The sequence below is a fragment of the Cupriavidus sp. 01L45 genome, from assembly GCF_056399885.1.
Window position 1 is genome coordinate 1 of sequence record NZ_JBFTSG010000012.1, and the last position, 18,365, is coordinate 18,365.

General features: G+C 65.8%; 12 protein-coding genes and 1 rRNA gene. 9 read left to right on the forward strand and 4 right to left on the reverse strand.

The genetic code is table 11. The annotated features are described in order from the left end of the window. Positions 1–92 (forward strand): 5S ribosomal RNA (rrf, locus tag AC1DT6_RS10235); the annotation flags it as partial. A 257-nt stretch (positions 93–349) separates the two neighbouring features. Continuing rightward, positions 350–1,300, forward strand: coding sequence for a DUF3047 domain-containing protein (locus tag AC1DT6_RS10240; RefSeq protein WP_441625685.1), 951 nt, complete (start codon positions 350–352; stop codon positions 1,298–1,300). Positions 1,301–1,363: 63 nt separating this feature from the next. Here AC1DT6_RS10240 and AC1DT6_RS10245 read toward each other — a convergent pair whose 3' ends face one another. Next, complete coding sequence (locus tag AC1DT6_RS10245; protein WP_441625683.1) at positions 1,364–2,557, reverse strand: M20 aminoacylase family protein; 1,194 nt, start codon at positions 2,555–2,557, stop codon at positions 1,364–1,366. Between the two features lie 312 nt (positions 2,558–2,869). Here AC1DT6_RS10245 and AC1DT6_RS10250 point away from each other — a divergent pair, with 312 nt between their 5' ends. From AC1DT6_RS10250 to AC1DT6_RS10270, 5 genes are all read left to right on the forward strand, one after another. After that, positions 2,870–4,456 carry an ABC transporter substrate-binding protein gene (locus AC1DT6_RS10250; protein WP_441625681.1) on the forward strand — a complete coding sequence of 529 codons (1,587 nt, stop codon included), beginning with the start codon at positions 2,870–2,872 and terminating at the stop codon, positions 4,454–4,456. 219 nt (positions 4,457–4,675) lie between these two features. Then, positions 4,676–5,653 carry an ABC transporter permease gene (locus AC1DT6_RS10255; protein WP_045237205.1) on the forward strand — a complete coding sequence of 326 codons (978 nt, stop codon included), beginning with the start codon at positions 4,676–4,678 and terminating at the stop codon, positions 5,651–5,653. A 4-nt stretch (positions 5,654–5,657) separates the two neighbouring features. Next, positions 5,658–6,584, forward strand: coding sequence for an ABC transporter permease (locus AC1DT6_RS10260; RefSeq protein ID WP_441625679.1), 927 nt, complete (start codon positions 5,658–5,660; stop codon positions 6,582–6,584). Between the two features lie 21 nt (positions 6,585–6,605). Then, positions 6,606–7,604, forward strand: a complete 999-nt coding sequence (locus tag AC1DT6_RS10265) for an ABC transporter ATP-binding protein (RefSeq protein WP_035875651.1) — start codon at positions 6,606–6,608, stop codon at positions 7,602–7,604. After that, positions 7,601–8,665 (forward strand): ABC transporter ATP-binding protein, encoded by a 1,065-nt coding sequence (locus AC1DT6_RS10270; protein ID WP_035875649.1) that lies wholly within the window; start codon positions 7,601–7,603, stop codon positions 8,663–8,665. Before AC1DT6_RS10265 ends, AC1DT6_RS10270 begins: the two co-directional genes overlap by 4 nt. A gap of 144 nt (positions 8,666–8,809) precedes the next feature. Here the strand turns inward: AC1DT6_RS10270 and AC1DT6_RS10275 are convergent, their stop codons facing one another. Further along, a complete protein-coding gene (locus AC1DT6_RS10275; protein WP_441625675.1) occupies positions 8,810–9,982 on the reverse strand; it encodes an ABC transporter substrate-binding protein in 1,173 nt (390 codons plus the stop codon). 279 nt (positions 9,983–10,261) lie between these two features. Between AC1DT6_RS10275 and AC1DT6_RS10280 the strand changes: the two genes are divergently transcribed. Next, on the forward strand, positions 10,262–12,394 hold the full coding sequence (locus tag AC1DT6_RS10280) for a molybdopterin-containing oxidoreductase family protein (protein ID WP_441625673.1): 2,133 nt from the start codon (positions 10,262–10,264) through the stop codon (positions 12,392–12,394). After that, entirely contained in the window at positions 12,391–13,599 is a 1,209-nt protein-coding gene (locus AC1DT6_RS10285; RefSeq protein WP_441625671.1) for an aminopeptidase, read from the forward strand. Before AC1DT6_RS10280 ends, AC1DT6_RS10285 begins: the two co-directional genes overlap by 4 nt. A gap of 42 nt (positions 13,600–13,641) precedes the next feature. Here the strand turns inward: AC1DT6_RS10285 and AC1DT6_RS10290 are convergent, their stop codons facing one another. Together AC1DT6_RS10290 and AC1DT6_RS10295 are read right to left on the reverse strand one after the other, a co-directional pair. Next, positions 13,642–14,916: a branched-chain amino acid ABC transporter substrate-binding protein gene (locus tag AC1DT6_RS10290; protein WP_441625690.1), complete on the reverse strand. Its 1,275-nt coding sequence runs from the start codon at positions 14,914–14,916 to the stop codon at positions 13,642–13,644. 92 nt (positions 14,917–15,008) lie between these two features. Continuing rightward, entirely contained in the window at positions 15,009–18,320 is a 3,312-nt protein-coding gene (locus AC1DT6_RS10295; RefSeq protein WP_477102586.1) for a carboxyl transferase domain-containing protein, read from the reverse strand. Positions 18,321–18,365 lie beyond the last annotated feature (45 nt).

The following is an 18,365-nucleotide window of genomic DNA, read 5'->3' on the forward strand; positions in this document are numbered from 1 at the left end:
GAACCACCCCTTCCCATCCCGAACAGGACCGTGAAACGACTCCACGCCGATGATAGTGCGGATACCCGTGTGAAAGTAGGTAATCGCCAGGCTCTCCCTTGAAACCCCCCAGTACGAAAGTACTGGGGGGTTTTGCTTTTGCGGCGGCGTCAACGTTGTCGCAGAAGTCCCCCAATCAGGGTACTGGAGCCTTCCTTCCCCCATATCGTTCTGTTACCGTAGCCCCAAGCGAGGGCACAGTCCCCCGTGACGCAGTTCGATGCATCGACGCAGTTCGAAAGATTTCAAAGATCCGATGCCGGCGAGCGCGATAGCGCACCGCCGGCAGTGGCATCCAGGCGGGGGATCAATGGCGGCCAGATTTTGCCTGTCGGCACTGACCGGCGTGGTAGGTGCGCTTACTTTGGCGGGTTGCGGCACACTGGAAACGGCGTCCACCGAGCGTGCGCCGGTCGTGCAATCGGGCCCTGGGGCCATGGCTGCCGCCTCGGCGATCGATTGCGGCAGCTTTGCCACGCATATCGATCAACTCAGGCATGCCGTGCCGACGGACACGCTGGTTCCACCCGGGCCGCCGGCTCGGGACCTCGCTTCGTCGAGCGAGGAACACGCCGAAGTCGACCATGGCAGCGAGGTGGAAGAACACCCTACACTAAAGGGGCTGCCGTTGTTTTCGGCGGCTCCCTATGGGCTTAGCAAGCCAGCAGGCTGGCAGCCCTGGACCGTCAACCGAAACAAGCTTCCCACCCGTTATACCTTGACCGAAGTCGACCGACGCATGGTGTTACATGCAGAAGCCGACAGTTCGGCCTCGGGCCTGTATGTGCCGTTGGTGGGGCGCGAGCCGGGCATGCTGAACTGGACGTGGAAGACGCGCGACGTAATCCGCAGTGCCGACAATAGCCAGGCCCCGCGCGAGGACTCGCCGCTGCGCATCTTCGTCGCGTTCGATGGCGACAAGGGCAGTCTCTCGCTCAAGGATCAACTGATGTACGAGATGGCGCGGCTGACGACAGGGCGTGAGATGCCCTATGCCACGCTCATGTACATTTGGGGAGGGCGCAAGCCGGAAGGCTCCGTGCTGTCGAACCCGCACACCGAGCGCGTGCGCATGATCGTGGTGGATTCCGGTACCCGCCACACCAACGAATGGCGTTGCCATCGGCGCGACTTGCGCGCCGACTACCGCAAGGCCTTCGGGACCGATCCGGGGAAGGTAGTGGCGATCGGGCTCATGACCGATACCGACAATACCAAGAGCCGCGCTGAAAGCTGGTACGGCGACATCGCGCTGGACTGATACCCTTTCAACGTCATGACTCCGCGCCGGCGTTGCAGGCCGGCGCGGCGCTGATCTGCGTACTCAGGCAGGAGCCAGCCACTTTTCCACCAGCTTTACGAAGAAGGTCGAGCCAACAGGCAGGATCTCGTCGTTGAAGTCATAGCTCGGGTTGTGCAGCATGCACGGGCCAAGGCCATGGCCGGCTTCGCGGTGCACGCCTTCACCATTGCCGATGAACAGGTAGCACCCCGGTTTTTCAAGCAGCATGAAGGAGAAATCCTCGGCGCCCATGGTCGGCTCGATCTTGTCGTCGACGTTGTCCGCACCCACCAGTTCCCTTGCCACTTCCGCGGCAAACACCGTTTCCGCCTCGCTGTTGACGGTGGGTGGGTAGTTGCGATGAAACTCGAAATCCACGGTGCAATCGAAYGCGCTTGCCACAGCCCGCGCGACTTCTTCCATGCGGCGCTCGATCAGATCAAGCACAGGCAGGGTGAAGGTGCGCACCGTGCCGCCGATCCAGGCCTCATCCGGCACGATATTGGTGGCGTCGCCGGCATGGAACTGCGTGACCGAAATCACCGCGGCATCGATCGGACGCTTGTTGCGCGTGATGATGCCTTGCAGCGCCGAGACAATTTGCGTTCCGGTGAAAACGGGATCGTTGCCATTGTGCGGCAGCGCAGCATGCGCGCCCTTGCCGTGCACGACGATGCGGAATTCGTTGCTCGACGCCATCAGTGGCCCGGCCGTGGTGCCGAAGCTGCCGGCAGGCATGCCGGGCCAGTTGTGCATGCCGAACACGGCATCGCAGGGAAAGCGCTCGAACAGGCCGTCCTTGATCATTTCGCGGGCGCCGCCGCCGCCTTCCTCGGCCGGCTGGAAAATCAGGTTGATGGTGCCGTCGAAGTTCCGGTGCTCGGCCAGATAGCGCGCTGCCCCCAGCAGCATCGCCGTATGGCCGTCGTGGCCGCAGGCGTGCATGCGTCCATCGTGCTGCGAGCGGTGGCCGAAGGTGTTGGCCTCCTGCAGCGGTAGCGCATCCATATCGGCGCGCAGGCCGATGCTGCGGCCGCTATTGCCATTGCGGATCACACCAACCAGGCCGGTGGTGCCAAGGCCGCGATGAACTTCGATGCCCCAGGCGGCGAGGTTCTGCGCCACCACGTCCGAAGTCCGTTCCTCCTTGAAGCAAAGCTCCGGGTGGGCGTGGATGTCGCGTCGGATGGTGCGGATCTCGGCTTGCGCCTGAAGAATTTCGGGGATGAGTGTCATGATGCCAGTTTGGGCGAGGGATATCCGGATCATACGACGCCTTGCGTGAAAGCGCCAAAACAGGCGCCCGGCAGGCCACAAGTGCGCGATTACGCGCGTGCGCGTGATGCACTGCGGGCAAGACAGCGCGGGGGTTTCCCCGCATTGCCCCGCAGGGTCCACTGCTGGAACAGTTCATGCTTGATGTGCCTGCCCGGCAACGTTGCCGCTGATCGCCCATCCAGCCGCACCAAAATGCGGCGCCCGGCGCGATGTGCCAACGCTGCCCTTAGTAGTTGTTTGCTACCATTTTTCCCCTGGGAGAGTTGCGCGATGTCCCTTCGCACATGCAAGAAGGCATTCGGTGCCATGGTGGTAACCGCGGCCATGAGCTTCGGTTTTGCCAGCCAGGCCCACGCGGTCGATTTCAAGCTGGCCATGAGTTCGCCCCCGACCTCGATGGATCCGCATTTCTATAACCTGTTCTCGAACATCAACGTCTCCGAGCACATGTTCGAGTGTCTCGTGAAGATGGACGCGGACAGCAAGATCATTCCCGGCCTGGCCGAGTCCTGGAAGCTGGTCAACAACCTGACCTGGGAATTCAAGATCCGCAAGGGCGTGAAGTTCCACGATGGCTCCGAGCTCACCACCGAGGACATCATCTGGTCGCTCGAGCGCCCGGCCACCATCCTGAACAGCCCCGGCAAGTTCGACGTCTACACCAAGGCGATCATCAACAAGAAGGTGATCGACAAGTACACCATCCAGCTCACCACCAACACACCGTACCCGCTGATGCTGAACGACCTGACGTCGATCTTCATCGTGCAGAAGAAGGCGACGCAGGGCCTGACCTCGGACGACTTCGCGCAGGGCAAGGGCATGATCGGCACCGGCCCCTTCAAGTTCGTCAACTATGCGCGCGACGACCGGGTGGACCTGGTGAAGAACCCTGACTACTGGGGCCCCAAGCCTGCGTGGGACAAGGTGACGCTGCGCTTCATCCCGAATCCGGCCACGCGCATGGCGGCGCTGCTGTCCGGCGACGTGCAGGCCATCGAGAACGTGCCGACGCCAGACCTGCCGCAGGTGCGCAAGGATCCCAAGCTGACGTTCTTCTCGAAGATCTCGCACCGCGTGATCTACCTGTACACCGATGACAAGAAAGACAAGTCGCCCTTTGTCACCACCAAGGAAGGTGCGCCGATGGACAAGAACCCGCTGAAGGATGCGCGCGTGCGCAATGCCATCAGCATGGCCATCAACCGGCAGGGCATCAAGGACCGCTTGATGGAAGGCCTGTCCGAACCGACCAACAACCTGGTGCCGCCCACGCTGTTCGGCTACAACCCCAACCTGAAGACGGTCAAGTACGACCCGGAAGGCGCCAAGAAGCTGCTGGCGGAGGCGGGCTATCCGAACGGCTTCGGTATTACCCTGCACACGCCTAACAATCGCTACGTCAACGACGAGAAGATTGCCCAGACCATTGCGCAGAACCTGACCCGCATCGGCATTACGACAAAGGTGGAGGGCATGCCGATGGCAACCTACTCGTCCAAGGGCATCAAGCACGAGTTCTCGTTCGGCTTGCTGGGCTGGGGCGCGCAAACCGGCGAAGTCAGCTCGCCGCTGCGCGCGCTGCTGGCTTGCGAGGATCCGAAGAAGGGCTTTGGCACGACCAACTGGGGTGAGTACTGCAATCCGAAGATGGACGTGGTACTGGAAAAGGCGCTGGCCACCGTGGATGACGGCGAGCGTTCCAAGCTGTTGCAGGAAGCTACCGCGATTGCCATCAACGATGGCGGTATCATCCCGATCCATCAGCAGGTGACGACCTGGGCTACCCAGAAGGGCATCACGTACGTGCCTCGTACCGACGAACGGACGTACGCGCACAATTTCAAGCCGCAGTGAAGTGACAAGTGAAACGCCGGGGGCGCGGCCATGACATCGTGCCCCCGGACAAGAATGCATCCGCAGGTATAAGCGGGAAGCATCCGCGGTCTGTGCGGCCGCTTCCCTACGATTCATCCCCGGACGGTAGCCGGGCCTAGCCACGAGCCGACTGCCGGTGCAGCCAGGCGGCGCCCACAGGCGCCGTGGCCTGTCATCGGCGAAGGAAAGCTTCCGAACATGCTGGTTTTTATCATTCGACGCTTGATGCAGAGCGTAGTTGTGCTCTTCGTCATGTCCTTGCTGGTCTTCCTGGGCGTCTTTGCCATCGGCAACCCGGTCGATATCCTGATCAATCCTCAGGCCGACCAGGAGGACATCAAGCGCACCATTGCCGCGCTTGGCCTGGACAAGCCACTCTGGGAACAGTACTGGATCTTCCTGCGCAATGCGTTGCACGGCGATCTGGGCACTTCTTTCGCGCACGGCACGCCGGCGCTCAAGCTGATCTTCGAGCGCATGCCGGCCACCATGGAGCTGGCCGTGTGCGCCATCCTGCTGGCCGTGCTGCTCGGCATTCCGCTCGGCTTGTGGGCGGGCCTGCGTCCCGGCGGCGTAGCCGGCAAGACCATCATGGGTGTCTCCATCCTCGGCTTTTCGCTGCCGACCTTCTGGGTCGGGCTGATGCTCATCATGGTGTTCGCGGTGCAACTGGGCTGGCTGCCGTCCAATGGGCGCGGCGAGACCGCATCGCTGCTTGGCATCCCCGTCAGCTTCCTCACGATGGACGGTTTGCGCCACCTGCTGCTGCCGGCGGTGACGCTGTCGCTGCTCAATATCGCCATGGTGATCCGGCTCACGCGCGCCGGCACGCAGGAGGCGATGATGCAGGACTACGTCAAGTTCGCGCGGGCCAAGGGCCTGTCCAACTCGCGCATCGTGGGCGTGCATGTGCTCAAGAACATCATGATCCCCATCGTCACGGTGATTGCCCTGCAGTTCGGCTCGATCATCGCCTTTGCCATCGTGACCGAATCGATCTTCGCGTGGCCCGGCATGGGCAAGCTGATCATCGATTCCATCCAGTTGCTCGACCGCCCGGTCATCGTGGCCTACCTGATGGTGATCGTGACGCTGTTCATCCTGATCAACCTGCTGGTGGACATCATCTACAGCGTGCTCGATCCGCGCGTGCGTATCGCCGACAACAAGGGCTGAGCTCATGACAACCGCAATCGAAACCGAATCCGCGGCGGCACCGCTGCCGCTAGCCGAACAGACCCCGCTGCGGCGCTTCGCCAGCCAGTTCTTCTCCAGCAAGATCGCGGTGACCGGCCTGGTCCTGCTGATCGCCATCGTGCTGATCGCGCTGCTCGCGCCATGGCTGTCGCCGCAGAACCCTTATGACCTCGCCACACTGAATGTGCTCGACTCGCGCATGGCCCCTGGCGAGAAGTCCGACGACGGCATGACCTTCCTGCTTGGCTCGGACGAGCAGGGCCGGGATATTCTCTCCGCCGTGATGTACGGCCTGCGCATCAGCATCGGCGTAGGCGTTGTCAGTACGGTGATCGCGCTGCTGCTGGGCGCCACGCTGGGCYTGATCGCCGGCTTCCTCGGCGGCCGGGTCGAGGCCATCATCATGCGCGTGGCCGACCTGCAGCTGTCGTTCCCGCCCATCCTGCTGGCGCTGATCCTGCTGGCTTTCCTGCGTCCGGGCATCGGCAATATCGTGATCGCGCTGGTGGCTGTGCAGTGGGCTTATTACGCGCGCACCACGCGCAGCGCGGCGCTGGTCGAGCGGCGCAAGGAATATATCGAAGCCGCCACCTGCCTCGGGCTGTCGCCAGCGCGGATCATGTTCCGCCACCTGCTGCCCAATTGCCTGCCGCCGCTGATCGTGATCGCTGCGCTGCAGGTGGCATCGGCGATCACGCTGGAAGCCACGTTGTCCTTCCTCGGCCTGGGCGTGCCCATTACCGAGCCGTCGCTGGGCTCGCTGATCGCCAACGGCCAGCAATACATGTTGTCCGGCAAGTACTGGATCAGCTTCTTCCCGGGTATTGCGCTGGTGGTCACCATCGTGGCCATGAACCTGGTCGCCGACCAGCTGCGTGACGTACTCAATCCGCGCCTGCAAACGCAGTAACGCAGCACGACAGGAGCGAACATGAGCAAACCGACCCTAGTGGTAGAAGGTCTCAAGACCCAGTTCTTTACGCGTGGCGGTGTCGCGCGCGCCGTCGACGACGTTTCGTTCTCGGTCGGCCGCGGCGAGATCATGGGCCTGGTGGGCGAGTCCGGCTCGGGCAAGTCGATGACCGGTTACTCGATCATGGGCCTGATCGATCCGCCCGGCAAAGTGGTGGACGGCCGTATCGAGCTGACCAGCCGGGATGGCGTCACGCGCGACCTGCGCAACCTCACGCCGGCGCAGATGCGCGACGTGCGCGGCAACCGCATCGCGATGATCTTCCAGGATCCGATGATGACGCTGAACCCGGTCCTGCGCATCGATACGCAGATGATCGAAGCGGTGCTGGCGCATGAGAAGGTCGACAAGGCGGTGGCGCGCGAGCGTGCCCGCAACGCGTTGGCCCGCGTCGGCATTCCCTCGCCGGACGAGCGCTTGCGCGCCTATCCTCACCAGTTCTCCGGCGGCATGCGCCAGCGCGTGGCGATTGCCATCGCCCTGTTGAACAAGCCCGACCTGATCATCGCCGACGAGCCCACCACCGCGCTGGACGTAACCATCCAGGGCCAGATTCTCTACGAGATGCAGAAGCTGTGCCGCGAATCCGGCACCGCGCTGATCTGGATCACCCACGACCTGTCCGTGGTGGCCGGCCTGGCCGACTCCGTTTGCGTAATGTATGCCGGCAAGATTGTCGAAGCCGGCGACGTGCGCCAGGTGCTCGAGCGGCCCCAGCATCCCTATACCCATGGCCTGATCAGCTCCGCGCCTTCGCGCAATCCGCGCGGCGCGCCGCTGCGCCAGATTCCTGGCATGACGCCGTCGCTGCTGAACCTGCCGGCTGGCTGTGCTTTTCGCGAACGTTGTGCCTATGCTACCGATGTGTGCAAGACGACACCACCGCTGGATACTGCTGCGGACGGACGTCGCCTGCGCTGCTTTCATCCGGTCCTTGCAGAGCAGGAGGCCGCATGAGCGCCACCGTTGTTGATCCCGCACTCGCTGCCATGACGTCCGAACCCGTTGCAGAACCCACGCCCAGCGCACCGATTCTCGAGCTGAAAGGCGTATCCAAGCGATTCGTCAAATCGCTCGACACCGCAGCCAAGATCGCCAATGTGTTCGGCGCCGGCGCGCAGGAAGAAGTGGTGCATGCCGTGGACCGCGTCGACCTGGCCATTCGCGCCGGCGAGGTGGTCGGCCTGGTCGGCGAGTCCGGTTGCGGCAAGTCCACGCTGGGCCGCATGGCCGTGGGCCTGCATTCGCTGACGGAAGGTTCGCGGTACTGGAAGGGGGTCGATCTGGACCGCCTGCCGCCCGAGAAGAAACGAGAGAAGCAACTGGCGATCCAGATGATCTTCCAGGATCCCTATGCCTCGCTGAATCCGCGCCTGCGCGTGATGGACATCGTCGGCGAGGCGCCGGTGGTGCACGGCATGGTGCCGCGCGGCGAGCAGAAACGTTATGTGGAGGACATGCTGGTGCGGGTGGGCATGGACCCCACCGTGCTGCGCCGCTTTCCTCACCAGTTCTCGGGCGGGCAGCGTGCGCGGATCGGCATCGCGCGGGCGCTGGCGGTCAAGCCGGAATTCCTGGTGTGCGATGAGTCGGTGGCTGCACTCGATGTGTCGATCCAGGCCCAGGTGCTGAATCTCTTCATGCGCTTGCGGCAGGAGCTGAACCTGACCTATCTCTTCATCAGCCACGATCTCGGCGTGGTGAAGCACATCAGCGATCGCGTGGTGATCATGTACCTGGGGCGGGTGGTGGAGTCGGCGCCGGCGGAGGATGTGTTTGCCAGTCCGAATCATCCTTATACGCAGGCGCTGCTGGCGGAGGCTCCCAAGCTGGAGGTTGGCAAGAAGACGTTTGTGGCGATCAAGGGGGAGATTCCGTCACCGTTGCATCCGCCGCCTGGGTGTCATTTCCATCCGCGTTGCCCGCATGCGATGCCGCGTTGCCGGGAGGAGCAGCCGTTGCTCAAGGAGATTGCGCCGATGCGCTTTTCGGCTTGCCATTTGAATGATATGGCGTAGGGAGGATCGGGCTTGACTGCCTGACGTCAACGTCAGTTTCACCTCCCCTCCGGGGAGGTGGTGGCCTGCTTTTCCGTCTTGGTTTCTGTCCTGGCAAAAAGGTGGGCAAAAGAGCGCCCACATTTGGCGTGGGACGCCTTTACGTCAGCGAATCACCTGCCCCCTTGAGTTGATGATGGTCATCTCGACAAATTTCGAGCCGATGTGGCTGTCGGGGCTGAAGTTGATGATGTAGCCGCCCAGGTCGAGGCTCTTCATGCCTTCCAGTGCTGTGATCAGCTTTTCGCGGGTCAGGTCTTTGCCGGCCCGGCGCAGGCCTTCGGCGAAGGCCTTGGCGGCAATAAAGCCTTCGATGCTGGCGTAGTCGAACTCGTTGGGCTTGCCGGCCGCCTGCAGCAGGCGCAGGTATTCGCGCACCACCGGCAGCGTGGCATTGCCGGGATGGGGCATGACCTGCGAAATGATCACGCCACTGCCCTTGGGGCCGACTTCCTTGGCCAGCGCCTGGGTGCCGACAAACGAGACGTTATAGAACTGGCCATTGAAGCCGCGGCGCAGGGCTTCCTTGACGAAGGCGCCCGTGGTCCGGTATGCGTTGATCATCACCACCGCGTCGGGCTTGGATTTCATCGAGCCTTGCATGGCGTCGCCGATTTCCACGGTATTGCGCACCACGCCCTCGCGCGCGACGATCTGCACGCCGCTGTCGGGCGCCGCCTTGAGCGCGCGTTCGAGTGCTCCCAGGCCTGCCTTGCCGTAGGCATCCTCGTTGTACACCACCGCCACCCGCTTGAGGCCGGTCACGCGGATCTGGCGCAGGATGGCCGCGGCCTCTTCGTTGAAGCCCGCACGCACGTGGAAGGCGTAGCGGTTGAATGGTTCGCGCAGCGACTGGGCGCCGCTGTAGGGGGCGAAGAACGGCACCCGGGCCTGGGTTGCCAGTGGCAGCGAGGCCTCGCCGGTCTCGGTGCCCACGTAGCCGAACAGCGCGAAGACATGGTCGTCGTCGATCAGCGCGCGCGTGTTCTTGGCGGCGGATTCCGGCTCGTTGAAGTCGTCGAGGACCTTGAGTTCGATCTTGCGGCCGTAGATCCCGCCCTGCTGGTTGACGTAGTCGAAGTAAAGCCGCGCGCCGGCATTCAGCTGCTTGCCGAGCATGGCGGTCGGCCCGGTGAGCGCGGCCGACTGGCCCAGCAGGACGGTGTCGGCGCTGACGCCGCTTTCGGCGTTGGCACTGGCAATGAATGACGAGCCGATGGCGCACGCCACCAGCAGGCCGGCAATGCGCCAGCCCCTGACCCCAGAATGCACTTGCATGGTTTCCCCGTGAAAGACGGTGTTTTCTTTACCCGTGAATGCCTTGCCGGTCTGTGCCGGCGCTGCCCTGTCGCCATCTGCTGGCGCAGCGTCGGGCTATCATAATCGAATACAATCGGAGCCTAACAATTTCCCCAGCGGCGCCCGTCGGGACGACGCCGGCGTACAACACGCGAGGCCGCCAGGATGCCCGGCATGCCCGCCTCGCGTGCCTGGCCGTCCAGCCGCCCCCCGATCCCGGCCATGCCGCCCGTCCCCAATCGTTTGCCAGGAGATTCCATGGCCTCCCGCATCGTCCGTGCCGCCTGTCCGCACGATTGTCCCGATACCTGTGCCTTGCTGGTCACCGTCGAGGACGGCCGCGCCACCAAGGTGGCGGGTGATCCGGACCACCCTGGCACCCAGGGCGTGCTTTGCACCAAGGTGTCGCGCTATACGGACCGCACCTACCATCCCGACCGCCTGCTGACACCGATGAAGCGGGTCGGCCCCAAGGGCGAAGGCAAGTTCGTGCCGATTTCCTGGGACGAGGCGCTGGACACCGTGGCTACCCGCCTGTCGGCCATCGCCGGGCGGGATCCGCAGGCGATCGTGCCGTATAGCTATGCCGGCACCATGGGCCTGGTGCAGGGCGAGAGCATGGCGGCGCGTTTCTTCCACAAGCTGGGCGCCTCGCTGCTCGACCGCACCATCTGTGCCAGTGCCGGTGCAACCGCGCTGCGCTATACCTACGGCGCGAGTATCGGCATGGACATCGAGCATGTTCCCGACGCCAGGCTCATCATCATCTGGGGCGGCAACCCGATTGCCTCCAACCTGCACTTCTGGACACGCGTGCAGGAAGCCAAGCGGCGCGGCGCCACGCTGGTGGCGATTGACCCGTACCGGTCGCTGACCGCCGAAAAATGCCATCGCCATATCGCCCTCATGCCCGGCACGGACGGCGCGCTGGCGCTGGCGATCATGCATGTGCTGATGCGCGACGATCTGCTCGATCACGAGTACATCGACAGCCACACGGTGGGGTTCGAGGCACTGCGCGAGCGTGTGCGGGCCTATACGCCGGCGCATGCGGCCAAGCTGTGCGGCATCGACCCCGAGGACATCGAGTGGCTGGCCGGCCTCTACGGGCAACTGGCGGTGCGCGAGCGCCAGCCGGTGGTGATCCGGCTGAACTATGGCATGCAGCGCTCCCACGGCGGCGGCCAGGCGGTGCGCGCTGTCGCCTGCCTGCCGTCGCTGGTGGGGGCGTGGCGCCATGCGGCCGGCGGCCTGCAACTGTCCACTTCGGGCTTCTTCCCGGTGGACAACGCGGCACTGCAACGGCCGGACCTGCTGCCGGACCTGCCGGCGTTGCCGCGCACGGTCAATATGAGCACCATCGGCGATGCGCTGCTGGACGCCGGCGGCGAGAGCGGACCCAGGATCGAGGCGCTGGTGGTCTACAACAGCAACCCGGTGGCGGTGGCGCCGCAGTCGACCAAAGTGGCGGAAGGCTTCGCGCGGGAAGACCTGTTCACCGTGGTGCTGGAGCAGTTCCGCACCGATACCGCGGACTATGCCGATATCCTGCTGCCGGCCACCACCCAGCTCGAGCATGTGGACGTGCACAAAGCCTACGGGCATACGTACTTCCTCGCCAACAACCAGGCCATCGCTCCGTTGGGCGAGGCGCTCCCCAATACCGAGATCTTCCGCCGGCTGGCGCAGCGCATGGGCTTTGACGAGCCGTGCTTTGCCGACAGCGACGAAGACATTGCCGCCCAGGCCATCGTGGCGACCGACCCGCGCGCCGCCGGCATCAGCTGGGAATCCCTCAAGGCGCAGGGCTGGCAGAAGCTCAACCTGCCGGCGGCGCCGCTGGCCGAAGGCGGCTTCTTCACGGCATCGGGCAAGTGCGAGTTTTACTCGGAGGCCATGCGCCGCGACGGCCTCGATCCCTTGCCCGGCTATGTGCCGCCCTACGAGACGCCCGCCTCCGCGCCGGAACTGGCGGCGCGCTATCCGCTGGCGATGATCTCGCCGCCCGCGCGTAACTTCCTCAACAGTACTTTCGTCAATGTCGACAGCCTGCGCGCAACCGAGGGCGAGCCGCACCTGGATATCCATCCCGAGGATGCAGCGCCCCGAGGCATCGTCAACGGCGGCATGGTGCGCGCCTTTAACGACCGGGGCAGCATGATGGCGCGGGCCCGCGTGACAGACCGCGCGCGGCGCGGGCTGGTGGTGGGGCTGTCGATCTGGTGGAAAAAGCTGGCGCCGGACGGCAAGAACGCCAACGAGCTGACCAGCCAGCGGCTGACCGACCTGGGCCGTGCTCCGGTGTTCTACGATTGCCTGGTGCAGGTAGAAGCAGCAGCGCCCGCCAGGATGGCGCAGGCGGAACCGGCGGCGTCCGCACTGGCATCATGATCCGGCGGCCGGCACGCGCGCTACAGGCCCTGGCTACGCTGGGGCTTGCCGCGTTGCTGGCCGGCTGCGACACGATTGGCTATTACGCGCAGTCCATCGGCGGCCACTTCGGCGTGATGGCGGAAGCCCGGCCATTGCCGGATGCCATCGCCGCGGCGCAGGAAGCCAAGGATACGCGGCTGGCACAGCGCTTGGCGCAGGCCGGCAGCATCCGCGATTTCGCCTCGCACGAGCTGAAGCTGCCCGATAACGGCAGCTACCGGCGCTACGCCAACCTGCATCGGCAGTATGCGGTGTGGAGCGTGTTCGCTACCCCCGAGCTGTCGATGGAACTGCACAAGTGGTGCTTCCTGGTGGTGGGCTGCATCAGCTATCGCGGCTACTACGCCCAGTCCGATGCGGACAGCTATGCGGAAGGGCTGCGCAAGCAGGGGCTCGAGCCCTACGTCGCCGGCATTCCGGCCTATTCGACGCTGGGTTACTTTGACGACCCGTTGCTCAACACCTTCGTCTACCAGCCGGAAGGCGAGCTGGCCAGGCTGATCTTCCACGAACTGGCGCACCAGGTGGTCTATGTGCGCAACGACACCACCTTCAACGAGTCCTTTGCCACCGCAGTGGAAACGGCCGGCGTGGAGCGCTGGTTGGCGTTGGCGGCATCTCCCGATGCCCGCGCCAGCTATCTCCAGTACGACATGCGCCGCCAGCAATTCCGCGCCATGCTGCTGGACACGCGGGACCGGCTGGACGCGCTCTATCGCTCGCCCGTGCCCGACGAGGTCAAGCGCGCCGGCAAGGCGGAAATCTTCGCCGGCCTGCGCGCGCGCTATGCGCAGCTCAAGGAGGAGTGGGGCGGCTACACCGGCTACGACCGCTGGTTCGAGCGCCCGCTGACCAATGCGCAACTGGCCGCCGTGGCGACCTACCAGCAATGGGTGCCGGCCTTCACGGCGCTGCTGGCGCAGAGCGGCGGCGACTGGACCGCTTTCTATGCCGCGGCGCGGCGCATTGGAGACCTGCCGCGCGACGAGCGTGACGCCGCCTTGCGCCAGTTGGCGCCGCCGGCCAGCGGTGGCGATGTGCAGACCGCCGGCGAGAGCGGTGCCACGGTTGGCGCTGCGATGGGGGCGGTACGTGCCGGGGGCGCACCTGATACGCCGTCCGCGCCCGCGGCGGCCGGTCCTGTGACCGGCGCCAAGCCCTGATGCCGTGACGTCGCCGATGTCACGAAGACCGGAATCGGCGCACTAGGCGCCCGCCGGGCGCTTCATCCGGCAGGCCGACGGCAGGTTCAGGTCCCGCCCCGCCGTCACGCCGTCGAGGCGGAAGCCGTATTGCGTGCCTTCCACGCCCACCTTGACAGACTTGCCGTCCACCGGTGCAATCGTCGACACAACCTGCGGCAACAGCAACTGGTGATCGCCCTTGCGCATCAGCACATCTCCCACGGGCGACTGGTATTGCATGCCTTCGAGCGCAAATGCAACACTGGTGGGATCGTCGGATTTCGCGCGGCGGATCGCCTCGCTCAGCATTTGCACGGAGATCAGTACGCGCGGGGCGAAGTATTCGCCGGCCGGCGTCTGCTTCACCCGGGCTGCCAGCGCCGCCAGCACCGGATCGTCGCTGTTGGGCAGGTATTCGGCCACCCACGTCAGGTGCGCGTTCTTCGCCTGCGACACGGCCAGCACCGTGCCGGGCGCGCCGCCCCCGCTGTGGTTCAGGTAGTTCAGCTCATAGCCGGCGTCGCCCGCGGCCTTGATCAGCAGGCTCAAGTCCTGGCCCCAGTTTCCCGTGACCACGGTATCGGCGCCGCTTTCCTTGATCCTGCTGACATACGGCGCGAAGTCCTTGACCCTGGCCAGCGGGTGCAGCGCCTCGCCGACGAACTGCACATCGGGCCGAGCGCCGGCGATCATCTGCCGGCCCAGCGCGGCCCAGATGCGGCCCTGGGTGTAATCCTGGTTGAGCAGGTACACCTTGTGCATGCTTTTTTGCTCGCGCGCGAAATTGGCCAGCGCGCGCATCTTCATCGCCGTGTTGGCCTCGGTGGCGAAATGCCAGAAGCTGCAGCGCGCGCCCGTCAGGTCGGGGTCGAGCGAGGCGTAGTTGATGATCAGGATGCGCTGCGCGGGGTTGCGCTCGTTGTTCCGGTTGGCGGCCTCCACCAGCGCGGTCACCACCGGCGAGCCGGAGGCGCCGGTGAATACCACGCGGACGCCGGCATCGATCGCGCTTTGCAGTGCCGTCAGGCTTTCCTGCGGAGAGAGCTTGTTGTCGTAGCTGAGCAACTCGTAGTTGCGCCCCAGCACGCCGCCCTGGGCATTGGCGTCGTCGAGCGCGAACTTCAGGTTGGCCTGGAAGATCTGCCCGACATTGGCCAGCGGCCCGGATAGCTGGTCGATGAAGGCGACCTTGATGGGCGGCGCGCTGGTGGCCTGGGCCTGGGCCGGGGCTTGCGCCTGTGCCTGCAGGGGCAGGCCCGCGGCGAGCGCGAACGCGGCGGCGGCCGCGCAGCGCATGAGCACACCTGCCGCGCGCGTAGCGATCCGGGCGGCGGCGCCCGCTGCGTGCTTCAAGTCGTGGGGCATGGCTTGTCTCTCTCCTGTGGGCATTACCACGTGTCGATGAAGCGGCGCGATTCGGCGCGGCGCGTTTCGTCCAGCGGCGGTACCGAGGCCAGCCCGCGCAGCAGCCAGTGCCGGGTGTCGGCGGGGTCGATGACCGCATCGATCTCCAGGTGACTCGCCATGTTAAGGGCGCGCCCGCGCTGGTAGGCCGCTTCCACCATACGCGCAAACAGCGCTTCGCGTTCGGCCGGGTCGGCCACGGCTTCCAGTTCCTTGCGAAAGCCCAGCCGGATCGATCCCTCGATGCCCATCGCGCCGAATTCGCCGCTGGGCCACGCCGCGGTGAAGAAGGGCGCGGAGAAACTGCCGCCGGCCATGGCCTGCGCCCCCAGGCCATAGCCCTTGCGCAGCACCACGGTAAAGAAGGGCACGCGCAGCGCACCGGCGGTGACGAAGAGCCGCGAGACGTGGCGCACCGTGGCGGTCTTCTCGGCCTCCGGGCCGACCATGAAGCCGGGCGTGTCGCACAGCGAGACGATGGGCAATCCATGCGCATCGCACAACTGCATGAAGCGCGCGGCCTTGTCGGCGGCCGCGGCATCGATGGCGCCGCCCAGGTGGCGGGGGTTGTTGGCGATGCAGCCGAAAGCGCGCCCCTCGATGCGGAGCAGCGCGGTGATGATGCCGTTGCCAAAGGCGGCGCGCAACTCCAGCACGGAATCGTGATCGGCGAGCGCGGCGAGCACGCTGCGCATATCGTAGCTGCGCAGCCGGTTCTCCGGGATCAGGTGGCGCAGCGCGCGGGCGTCGCCCGCCTGCCATTCGGGCAGGTCGCCCTGGAAGTAGGAGAGGTAGCGGCGTGCCGCGTCCACGGCGGCAGTTTCGTCGTCGACCAGGACGTCGATCACGCCGTTGGGCGCTTGCACGCTCACGGGGCCAACTTCCTCGGGCGCGAATACGCCCAGGCCGCCGCCTTCGATCATGGCCGGGCCGCCCATGCCGATGGTGGCGCTGCGGGTGGCGATGATGACGTCGGCGCAGCCCAGCAGCGCGGCATTCCCTGCAAAGCAGCGGCCGGAGACGATGCCCACCAGCGGTACCTGTCCGGATAGCCGCGCGAACTGGATGAAGGACGTGCAGTCCAGTCCGGCCACCAAGGGTATGTCGGTATCGCCGGGCCGGCCGCCGCCGCCCTCGGCGAACAGCACCACCGGCAGGCGCCACTGGCGCGCCAGCGCCAGCATGCGGTCCAGCTTCTTGTGGCCGTAGAAGCCCTGCGTGCCGGCCAGCACTGTGTAGTCGTAGGCCAGCACCATGCAGCGCGCGTCGGCTGTGGGGAAACTTCCGGCATTGACGGTGCCGATGCCGGTGACGATGCCGTCGGCCGGCGTTGCGCGTTCCAGGTCTTCGACGCTGCGGCGCTGGCGCTGGGCGGCAATGGCGAGCGCGCCGTATTCGATGAATGAGTTGGCATCGCACAGTTGCGCGATGTTTTCCCGCGCGGTGCGTCCGCCCTGGCGATGGCGCTTGTCCACCGCCTGCGCGCGCGCCGCGTCCTGCGTGAGTGCCTGGCGCGCCAGGGCGTCGCGCAGGTCGGCGCGGATATGGGCCGGATCCACGGTGGCGCCCGCATCCATCGCATGGTGGCTGCCGTCGTGCGCGGACAGCGCGATCACCGGCGCGCCGGTGCGCAGCACATCGCCGGCCGCGGCCAGCACGCGCAGGACTTCTCCCGCCACCGGCGCTTCCAGTGGATGTTCCATCTTCATGGCTTCGATGATGGCGAGCGATTGCCCGCGCCGCACGATGTCGCCGGGGCACACCTGCACCGCGGCCAGCGCGCCGTCCATGGGCGCGGTGACGAGTTCGGCATCGTCCGGCAGGTCGTCCAGTTGCGCGGAGCCCGACGCCTGGACGTTCGCGGTTGCGCCTGTCGCGTGCAGCGCCGGATGGGCCTGGTCGCCGTCCCGCAACTGTGCGGCCATCGCCGGTAGCGCGGCATCAAGGTATTGGGTGTGGACGTTATTGCGCCGCACATCCTCGCGCAGCAGCAGGTCCTGCAGCAGCCTGCGGTTGGTGTCGATGCCTTCGATACGGAATTCGCACAGGGCGCGATAGGCATGGGACAGCGCGCGCTGGTAGTCGCCGCCAGGTTCATGCACGATCAGCTTGGCCAGCAGCGAGTCGAAGCGCGGGTTGACCGTCATGCCCGCATGACCGGCGCCGTCCACGCGCACGCCGGGGCCGCTGGGCGGCTCGTAGGCGTCGATGCGGCCGCTGGCGGGGCGCAACTGGCCCTGTGCGTCGAGGTGCTCGGCGTTGATGCGCAACTGCACCGCGATGCCGCGCGGCGCGGGCGGCTGCGCCAGTCCAAGCTGGGCCAGCGTCTTCCCGGCGGCGATGGCCAGCTGCGCCTGGACCAGGTCCACGCCCGTCACCACCTCGGTGACGGTGTGCTCCACCTGGAGGCGCGGGTTGGCCTCCATGAACCAGAACCCGCCGTCCGCGCCCACCAGGAATTCAAACGTGCCGATGCCACGATAAGCGCTGGCGCGCGCCAGCGTCACCGCGGCCTGCGCCAGCCGCGCGCGCATGGCATCGTCCAGCGACGGGCTGGGCGCCATCTCCACCAGCTTCTGGTGGCGCCGCTGCAGGCTGCATTCGCGCTCGCCCAGTGCGATCACGCCGCCTGCGGCATCCGCCACCACCTGGATCTCGATATGGCGGGGCGCGTGCACGATGCGCTCGACATATACGGCGCCGTTGCCGAACGCGGCCGTGGCTTCGGACACGCAGCGGGCATAAGCCTCGTCGATGTCCGCCGCGGCGTGCACCGCGCGCATGCCGCGGCCACCGCCGCCGGCCAGCGCCTTGATCATCATGCCGACATCGGCGCCTGGCGCATGCAGCGACGCGAAGAACGCGTGCGCGGCTGCCAGYGTGGTTGGGCCGGTGGAGCCCGGCACCACGGGCACATTGCACTCGCGCGCCAACGCGCGCGCCCGTGCCTTGTCGCCGAACAGGCGCAGCACATCGGGGGCGGGGCCCACGAAGGTGAGGCCGGCATCCAGGCAGGCCTGGGCGAATTCCGCGTTCTCGGACAGCAAGCCGTAGCCGGGGTGGACCAGGTCGCAGCCGCTGCGGGTGGCCGCGGCCACCACTTGCGCGATATCGAGATAGGCGCGCGGACCGGTGCCGGGCAGCGCAACGGCGCCGTCGGCCTTGCGCACGTGGAGGGCGTCGCGGTCGTCTTCGCTGTACAGGGCGACGCTCTCCAGCCCCGCGCCCGCGGCGGCGCGTGCGATGCGGATGGCGATTTCACCGCGATTGGCGATCAGTAGCTTGCGGAACGTCATGATGCGAAGGAGTTGGACAGCGCTGAATAAGGAAAGACCATGGCG